The 8623-nt window shown below is 56.8% G+C and carries 10 protein-coding genes; 6 read left to right on the top strand and 4 right to left on the bottom strand.

Going from position 1 to position 8623, the window contains the following annotated elements:
- The 3 genes from ACR0JR_RS18590 to parC all read right to left on the bottom strand — a co-directional run.
- Positions 1-91 (bottom strand): GTP-binding protein (locus tag ACR0JR_RS18590; RefSeq protein WP_036223564.1); only part of this gene is annotated, 91 nt, incomplete at its 3' end.
- A 111-nt stretch (positions 92-202) separates the two neighbouring features.
- A complete protein-coding gene (locus ACR0JR_RS18585) occupies positions 203-796 on the bottom strand; it encodes a hypothetical protein (protein ID WP_480457360.1) in 594 nt (197 codons plus the stop codon).
- A gap of 97 nt (positions 797-893) precedes the next feature.
- Positions 894-3242 (bottom strand): DNA topoisomerase IV subunit A, encoded by a 2349-nt coding sequence (gene parC / locus ACR0JR_RS18580; protein ID WP_480457359.1) that lies wholly within the window; start codon positions 3240-3242, stop codon positions 894-896.
- A 201-nt stretch (positions 3243-3443) separates the two neighbouring features.
- Here parC and ACR0JR_RS18575 point away from each other — a divergent pair, with 201 nt between their 5' ends.
- From ACR0JR_RS18575 to ACR0JR_RS18550, 6 genes are all read left to right on the top strand, one after another.
- Positions 3444-4061 (top strand): SH3 domain-containing protein, encoded by a 618-nt coding sequence (locus tag ACR0JR_RS18575; RefSeq protein ID WP_480457357.1) that lies wholly within the window; start codon positions 3444-3446, stop codon positions 4059-4061.
- A 70-nt stretch (positions 4062-4131) separates the two neighbouring features.
- Positions 4132-4959 carry an SDR family NAD(P)-dependent oxidoreductase gene (locus ACR0JR_RS18570; protein WP_480457356.1) on the top strand — a complete coding sequence of 276 codons (828 nt, stop codon included), beginning with the start codon at positions 4132-4134 and terminating at the stop codon, positions 4957-4959.
- Between the two features lie 80 nt (positions 4960-5039).
- Entirely contained in the window at positions 5040-5240 is a 201-nt protein-coding gene (locus tag ACR0JR_RS18565; protein WP_010437734.1) for a twin transmembrane helix small protein, read from the top strand.
- Between the two features lie 3 nt (positions 5241-5243).
- The gene (locus ACR0JR_RS18560; protein ID WP_010437732.1) at positions 5244-5816 is read left to right on the top strand and encodes a cob(I)yrinic acid a,c-diamide adenosyltransferase; all 573 of its coding nucleotides are present in this window, start codon (positions 5244-5246) and stop codon (positions 5814-5816) included.
- 184 nt (positions 5817-6000) lie between these two features.
- Positions 6001-6759, top strand: a complete 759-nt coding sequence (locus ACR0JR_RS18555; protein ID WP_480457354.1) for an electron transfer flavoprotein subunit beta/FixA family protein — start codon at positions 6001-6003, stop codon at positions 6757-6759.
- The gene (locus ACR0JR_RS18550; protein WP_480457352.1) at positions 6759-7688 is read left to right on the top strand and encodes an electron transfer flavoprotein subunit alpha/FixB family protein; all 930 of its coding nucleotides are present in this window, start codon (positions 6759-6761) and stop codon (positions 7686-7688) included. The genes ACR0JR_RS18555 and ACR0JR_RS18550 overlap by 1 nt, the downstream gene beginning before the upstream one ends.
- Before the next feature lie 59 nt (positions 7689-7747).
- Here ACR0JR_RS18550 and ACR0JR_RS18545 read toward each other — a convergent pair whose 3' ends face one another.
- Positions 7748-8524, bottom strand: coding sequence for a DUF6473 family protein (locus ACR0JR_RS18545; protein WP_480457366.1), 777 nt, complete (start codon positions 8522-8524; stop codon positions 7748-7750).
- Positions 8525-8623 lie beyond the last annotated feature (99 nt).

Raw genomic sequence — 8623 nt, 5'->3', positions numbered from 1 at the left:
CTGCGGTCAGCGTGGTCTTGCCGTGGTCAACGTGGCCAATCGTGCCGATGTTGACGTGCGGCTTATTACGCTCAAACTTTTCCTTTGCCATTCCTCAGGCGCCCTTTTGCGATTTGGGGGACCCTTGGTCCCGGTTTCCTCTGCGCGCGCGAGATATTTGGTTCACGCGGGAAAATCAAGCACATCCTGCGGTAAAAGGTGGTTACGACGCCGGATTTTGCGTCACCGCACCGGATTCGAGCGGCTGGATCAGGTCTGGGCGGCGGTCAAACCAGCCATTGTCTTTGTGCTCTTCAGCCAACCACTCTTCGACTCGATCGGCGACCTTCAATGCGAGACCGTTCATTTGCTCTTCTTTTGTGCGCGAATGACCTGATCCGGCCAATGCGCTTTCACTCGTTGTGTCTTCGAGAACCTGAAATTGTTTTTTCTTAGCGATGAATTCCTTTTTGTTCACGTCATAGACGTTAACCAGAACAATCGCGGTGCTCTTCGGATTGTAAATCACGGGAATACCGGGGGGTGCCAGCATGTAACCTTCGAGGCTGATGCCAATGTCATATTCTTGCGCGCCCTCGTAACGGCCCAGACGAATATCTACAGCGTTCTGGATAGCGTCTTCCCATTCCTTGGGCGTCGCATCCCGAGAGACAGGCCCCTGCTTGGCTTTCTCGGCAAAGGCGTAGTTTACGCGCAGCTTGAACTCCCCGAGGCTTTCGGGTTCCTCATACAACTGCGTTTGTGTACACGCGCCCATCAGGGCCAGTCCGGTGATCAGGGTCAGAATGCGCAACATGTCTCTCGTCTCGATAGGCCTGTTTTTCTTGGATGTAGCGCACCGATACGGGTTGTGCCAAGCCGTATCGGCAGAAATTCACCAAGCGGACAGCGGATCACGAGAACTTGTAGTTCCGCGGGAAGCCATATGGCGCCTTCTTTCCGACCCCTGCGCGCTTGGCCAGCCACTGGGACATGTCGGCCTCATGCCGGGTTTTATCGCCGCCCATGGACCATTTCAGGCCCTCTTCCCAGTTGAAGGTCGTCACGTCCGACAAACCGCCATCCAGCTCCAGCGTCCCCTGACGTCCTCGTGCCATGTTGTACTTTTGCAGGCGGACGCCCTTACCTCGGGTCATCTCGGGCAGTTCTTCTGTCGGGAACACCAGGAACTTGCCGTTTTGCGACACCACAGCCACATGATCGCCAGCAACCGGCTTACAGATCAGCGCCGTCTCGTCACCTTTGACGTTCAGCACCTGCTTGCCGTTTCGGGTCTGGGCCAGCACATCATCCTCGGGCACCATGAAGCCGTTACCCGCATCCGAGGCCACCAGCAGCTTGCGCCCCGGCTTGTGGATCAGGATGTCGATGATTTGCGCCTCGTTCGGCAAATCGACCATCAAACGCAGTGGTTCGCCCATGCCGCGCCCGCCGGGCAGGTTGGCGGCGCTGATGGTATAGAATCGGCCATTTGAAGCAAATACCAGCAGACGGTCCGTCGTTTCCGCATGGAAGATGAAACGCGGGCCATCGCCGTCCTTGAACTTCAACTCGCGCTTCAGATCGATATGGCCGGTCATGGCGCGAATCCAACCCATCTGAGAGCAGACGACTGTGATCGGCTCCTTGTCGATCATCGCCTCAAGCGGGACTTCCTCGACCTGACCGGCCTCGGCAAATTGCGTCCGCCGGGGCCCACCTTCGTAGTCTTTGCCAAAGGTCTTCTTGGTTTTTTTGAGTTGTTCGGCGATCTTGGCCCATTGCAAGGCGGGATCGGCCAGCAGGTCTTCGAGGTTGGCGCGTTCCAGCATCAGCTCATCGCGTTCGCGGACCAGTTCCATCTCTTCCAGACGGCGCAAGCTGCGCAGACGCATGTTGAGGATGGCGTCAATCTGAACTTCGGACAACTCGCCCTCGCCCGGTTTGGGCGGGACATAGTCGGACTCATCCGTGGCGCGGACGTGATCGATGCCCCAATCTTCGCGCATCAGCGCAGCTTTGGGGTCGTCGTCATAGCGGATAATGTCGATCACGCGGTCGAGGTTCAGGAAGGCGACAATAAAGCCCTCCAATACCTCCAAGCGATGGTCGATCTTAGCCATGCGATGGCGCGAACGACGCAACAGCACCTCTTGCCGGTGATCGAGGAACGCCCGCAGCACTTCCTTCATCGAACAGACCTTGGGCGTCACCCCGTCGATCAGCACGTTCATGTTCAGGCTGAACCGCACCTCAAGGTCCGAGTTGCGGTAGAGCATCCCCATCAGCACCTCGTGGTCCACATTTTTGGAGCGCGGCTCAAGGATCAGTCGGATGTCATCAGCGGATTCGTCACGGACGTCTGCGAGGATCGGGATTTTCTTGGTCTGGATCAGCTCGGCGATCTTTTCGATCAGCTTGGATTTCTGAACCTGATAGGGAATCTCGGTGACGAGAATCTGCCACTGACCTCGGCCGAGGTCTTCAACCTCGTATTTACAGCGCAGCCGGAAGGATCCGCGACCGGTGCGATAGGCCTGCGCAATGTTCTCGGGCGGCTCGACAATAACACCGCCGGTCGGGAAGTCCGGACCGGGGACGTAGTTTAATAGCGTGTCGTCGCGGGCGTCCGGTGTCTTGATCAAATGCAGACAGGCGTCGCACAGTTCGGAAATATTATGCGGCGGAATATTCGTCGCCATGCCCACCGCGATACCGCTGGCACCGTTGGCCAGCAGGTTCGGGAACTGCGCGGGCAGCACGACCGGCTCGGTCAGCGTGCCATCATAGTTGTCGCGGAAATCAACAGCGTCCTCGTTCAGACCCTCAAGCAATGCCTCTGCGACTATGGTCATCCGCGCCTCGGTGTATCGCGAGGCCGCAGGGTTATCGCCGTCGATATTGCCGAAGTTCCCCTGCCCGTCGACCAGCGGATAACGGACGTTGAAGTCCTGCGCCAGACGCGCCATCGCGTCGTAAATCGCGGCGTCACCATGCGGGTGATAGTTACCCATCACGTCGCCGGAAATCTTAGCGGACTTCCGGAATCCCCCCGTCGCACTGAGTCGCAACTCGCGCATTGCATAGAGGATTCGCCGATGAACCGGCTTCAATCCATCCCGTGCATCCGGCAGTGCCCGGTGCATGATCGTTGAAAGCGCGTAGGTCAGATAGCGTTCACCAATGGCGCGGCGCAGCGGTTCGGCTATCTCGCCCCCGTTGTCAGGGGCCTCCATATTGGGGTCGTCAATCGTATCGTTCATACATGATGTGATACGACGCAAGCGCGCGCGGGTAAAGCAATCGGCGCATATTTTGCTGGGGACAAGTCGCGCTTTTTGCAACAGGGGGAGACAAGTCCCGGATTTCCCCCATCTTTCGACTCAATCCCGGTTCTATGGTATGCTTTCGAATATTAAGCTTGCTGCCTTTATATTGATGTTACGATTGCCAGGGGGTGCGCTATGACGCGCGTTATTGTTATCACTTTCGCCATGCTCGGTTGGAGCTTCTACGTCATGAGTGGAGGCCCTGATTTCGAGCCGCGCGGGACACGGGCCGAACAACCTGTGCCAATTGCCTCGGCCCCTGAGCCCAAACCCACTTCTGCGCCAACGCCGCGTGCGGAAGAACTTGTGACCAATGTCGCAACCCGCCCTGTTGCCGTGCGAGCCGAACCTGAACCCTTGGCCGAGGAGGATACAGCTGTTGTTCTTTCACAAGTCGCAGCCAATACATTGCCTCGGTTTTCCGCATTTGACGGAGATGGTGCCAGCTTCACGCTCGCTTCGCTTGAGGACGGTGCCGCCGGGCTGGTGCAGGTTGAAACCGAGGTTCAAGACGATATCACGCCTACCTCTCAGATTATCGAACCCGAAAAGGACATTCGGGAGATATCAGGCACACGCGTAAACATGCGCGACGGGCCAGGTACGATCTACCCCATCATAGCAAAGGCCAATATTGGCCAACGGGTTGAAGTCCTAAGCGATTCAGGCACGGGATGGCTGCGCCTGAGGCTACTTCCCGGGCAAAGTGTGGGTTGGATTTCTGCATCACTGGTTCGGAAGCCAACAAACTGACGCAACTGTGTCATTGTCCTGACCTGAAGCTCGCAATACCAAGGGGGCGAGGTTCAGTTTCGGAAGTGACATGCAAAAGTCCATTCTTATTACTGGGTGCTCTTCGGGCATCGGACTGGATGCGGCGCACGGCATGCGCGCGCGTGGCTGGCGTGTATTTGCGTCCTGTCGGCAGCAGCGCGACTGTGATCGGTTGCGGGCGCAAGGCTTCGACAGCCCGCTGATCGACTATACCGACACCGACAGCATAACATCCGGTCTGAACCAGGTGCTTGAAACAACCGGAGGCACGCTGGATGCACTGTTCAATAATGGCGCGCACGGCCTTCCCGGAGCAGTCGAAGACGTCCCGATCGAAGGTATGCGCCTGATTTTCGAGACCAACGTTTTTGGCTGGCACGAGTTGACCCGACAGGTGATTCCGGTGATGCGGGCACAAGGCCATGGACGGATCGTACAGAATTCATCGGTACTGGGGTTGGTCGCATTTCCATGGCGTGGCGCATATGTTGCCACCAAATATGCCATAGAAGGCCTGACCGACACATTGCGGTTGGAGCTTCGGGATACTGATATCAAAGTCATCCTGATCGAACCGGGTCCGGTGACCTCGAAAATCCGAGTGAACTCAATCCCGGTGTTCGAACGCTTCATAGATTGGAAAAACTCTGCATTGCGCCAGAAGTACGAGGATTCGTTGCTGAAACGCCTCTACGAATCATCTGGAAACGACAGGTTCGAACTGCCTGCTTCTGCCGTGACGGCCAAACTGGCTCATGCAGTCGAATCCAAACGCCCGCGCGCACGCTACTATGTGACAACGCCAACCTACATCGCTGGATATCTGCGCCGCATCCTGCCGACCCGAACCATCGACCGCATTCTCTCGGACATCTGAGGCGAAATTACCCGTTCGCTTTTGCCTCTATCAACGCTAGATGAGGGTTCATCGCGAGAACAAACAAGGATGGTGATCTTATGGACCTATTAATGGTCGTATTGCTTCTGGCTATGGCGGCAGTGGTTGCCGTGCTGGTGATGGGCATTGCCAACTTTGGAAAACCCGGCAAAGACGCAGCCATGAAAAGCAACAAAATGATGCGCCTGCGCATCCTATTTCAGTTCATTGCAGTGGTGCTAATCGTGCTCTACGTCTACCTGCGCGGACAGGGAGTTTAAGGTATGGTTGTTCTCAACAAGATTTACACGCGCACAGGCGATGACGGCAAAACCGCTTTAGGCAATGGTGAGCGCGTCGCGAAATACTCTGGGCGTGTCGCGGCCTATGGCACAGTGGACGAATTGAATTCCTTTGTCGGCGTCGCCCGTACCGAGGCTGAAGGAGAGGTCGAAGCCGCCCTTTCCCGCATCCAGAACGACCTGTTTGATCTGGGGGCTGATTTCTGCCGCCCCGATATGGACAAGGATGCCGAAGCCGACTACCCGCCTCTCCGCATCGTCCCCGCCCAGATTGATCGGCTGGAGGCAGAGATCGACGCAATGAACGAAACACTCGAACCGCTGCGCAGCTTCATCCTGCCGGGCGGTTCACGTCTGGCGGCGCATCTGCATGTCTGTCGAACGGTCTCGCGCCGGGCAGAACGTCTGGCGGTTGAGCTGACAAATATGGAACCGGTCAATGAAACGGCGGTGAAATATCTCAACCGACTTAGCGACTGGTTCTTTGTCGCCGCGCGCTGCGCCAATAATGGCGGACGCAATGATGTGCTCTGGGTTCCGGGTGCGAACCGCTGATCGCGCCCGTCATGGAGAAATAAAAATTCGTTTCTTGTCGAAAAAATGACAAAACGCGACGTCTCGAAAGCATGACGTGACGATTTTGCTCTGTTGCAGCGCATCACGACCCGCTATCTAAACCGCGAGAGCATTGGTGGAGTCGCTGCGCGGCTTGCCGTTTTTGTAAGGAGCATACGCAAAAATGAAGGTACTTGTGCCTGTCAAGCGCGTGATCGACTACAACGTGAAAGTTCGTGTTAAGGCGGACGGGAGCGGAGTTGATCTCGCCAATGTAAAAATGTCGATGAACCCCTTCGACGAAATCGCAGTGGAAGAGGCAATTCGCCTGAAAGAAGCGGGCAAGGCTGACGAAGTTGTTGCCGTTTCAATCGGTGTGAAGCAGTCGCAGGAAACCCTGCGGACCGCTCTGGCCATGGGTGCAGACCGTGCGATCCTGGTTGTCGCAGCTGATGACGTACACACCGACATCGAGCCTCTGGCCGTGGCGAAAATCCTCGCCAAAGTGGTCGAGGAAGAGCAGCCGGGCATCGTTCTGGCGGGCAAGCAGGCGATCGACAACGACATGAACGCCACCGGCCAAATGCTGTCGGCCCTGCTGGGCTGGTCGCAAGGCACTTTCGCATCCGAGCTGGATATCGAAGGCGGCAGCGCCAAGATCACCCGCGAAGTGGATGGTGGTCTGCAGACTATCAGCGTCAAGATGCCAACCATCGTCACCGTTGACCTGCGTCTGAACGAGCCGCGATATGCGTCGCTGCCGAACATCATGAAGGCGAAGAAAAAGCCGCTGGATGAGAAAACCGCCGCCGACTACGGCGTCGATGTCACTCCGCGTCTTGAAATCGTCAAAACCGACGAGCCGCCGGCGCGCGCCGCTGGTATCGTCGTGGGCTCGGTCGACGAGCTGGTTGAGAAACTCAAAGAAGCGGGGGCTGTGTAATGGCTGTACTTCTGCTTGCCGAAGTCAACAACGGCGAACTGAGCTTTGACGCGACCGCCAAAACCGTCGCAGCCACCAAGTCGCTGGGCGAAATCACCGTTCTGGCCGCAGGTGGCTCGGCTGCTGCCGCTGGTGAAGCTGCTGCCAAGATCGATGGTGTCTCTAAGGTTCTGGTCGCCGAAGATGCCTCGCTGGGCCATCGCCTGGCGGAATCGACCGCAGCGCTGATCGTGTCGCTGGCTGATGGCTATGAGCACATCGTTGCACCCGCCACCACCGACGCCAAAAACGTCATGCCGCGCGTTGCCGCCCTGCTGGACGTGATGGTGATCTCGGATGCGTCTGGTGTGGTTGACGGTTCGACCTTCGAGCGCCCGATCTACGCGGGCAACGCGATCCAGACCGTGAAATCGAACGACGCCAAGAAAGTTGTCACCATCCGCACCGCGTCTTTCGACGCGGCTGGCGAAGGTGGATCTGCGGCAGTTGAGACCATCTCGGTTGGTGATAACCCCGGCCTCTCCGAATGGGTTGAAGACAAGGTAGCCGAAAGCGATCGCCCTGAGTTGACTTCGGCAGGCGTTGTTGTCTCAGGCGGCCGTGGTGTTGGCTCGGAAGAAGATTTCAAGCTGATCGAGGCGCTGGCGGACAAGCTGGGCGCTGCTGTTGGCGCGTCGCGCGCAGCGGTCGACTCGGGCTATGCGCCGAACGACTGGCAGGTGGGTCAAACCGGTAAGGTTGTTGCCCCCGATCTTTACGTCGCCGTCGGTATTTCTGGTGCGATTCAGCACCTGGCTGGCATGAAGGACTCCAAGGTCATTGTTGCGATCAACAAAGACGAAGAGGCGCCAATCTTCCAGGTCGCCGATTTCGGACTGGTTGCCGACCTGTTCCAGGCCGTGCCGGAGCTGACCGAGAAACTCGGCTGATACCAGGCGAAGATTTTCTTCGAGTTTTCTATGAGGCCCGCCATTGGCGGGCCTTTTCTCTAAATACCCAAGTCTCTGATCGCACAGGTCAAAGCGTCTGCGATTCTGCGATGTGTGGCAGGGCCGATCATATGTTCAGCAATTGGCTGCTGCAGAGTGCCAAATAACATATCCTCAAGCTCATCGGATGCGCCTGATACCTGCACATGCAGAGTAATGAGGCCTGCGCTTTGAGGCACCAACACTTCGACACTCGATGTATCCAACGTAACCGGATCATCCGATACCGAGCCCAGCGCGTGATGATCTGCTCTCAATTCGAGCAACATAACCGGAGGCTTAACTTTGCGCAGAAAAGTACCGAGCCTTTCAACCCAACCTTTACGCAGCTCTTGCTCAACCATCTCAAAGCGCGCATCTGTATGCGCCTTCAAACGGCTCAACAGATGACGAACAAAGTGGACATTGGTGAAGTCCATTTCGGGATACAACCCCACCAATTCCGATGTTGGTGCAACGAAACGGTCATTGCGACGAGGATGAACTCGATAGAACCGGTTGGTCTGGCCCAGCAAACCAGGCAACTGCAAAACACAAAGCTCTGACTGGTTCGCGAGTTCGAGCAGCCCGGCATCTCGTGTCAACGAATCGAGGCCACAAAACAGACTACCAAAGTTGAGACACCGGCGCTGTAGGCGGTGCTCGAGTATTGAGGGGTACGGCGCCGCTACAAAACGACCAAATGTCTCCTCGCCCCCAAAGCACGCCACGTAAGGCCTCTCCAAAGCTCTTTGCGGACCTCTGTATCGCAATTTCGAGGTCCCATAGGTGCACATTGTTTCAACGGAACCATCCGCGTTGATTGATTGATAGCTCATCACACTCACCCAAATTTTCACCCAGTTGCCATTTTGCCGCCGCAAGTCTTGCGAAAA

This window comes from Ruegeria sp. AA3, assembly GCF_056542905.1.
The sequence above is the reverse complement of the archived record's forward strand: the minus strand, read 5'-3'. Positions and strand labels throughout refer to the sequence as shown.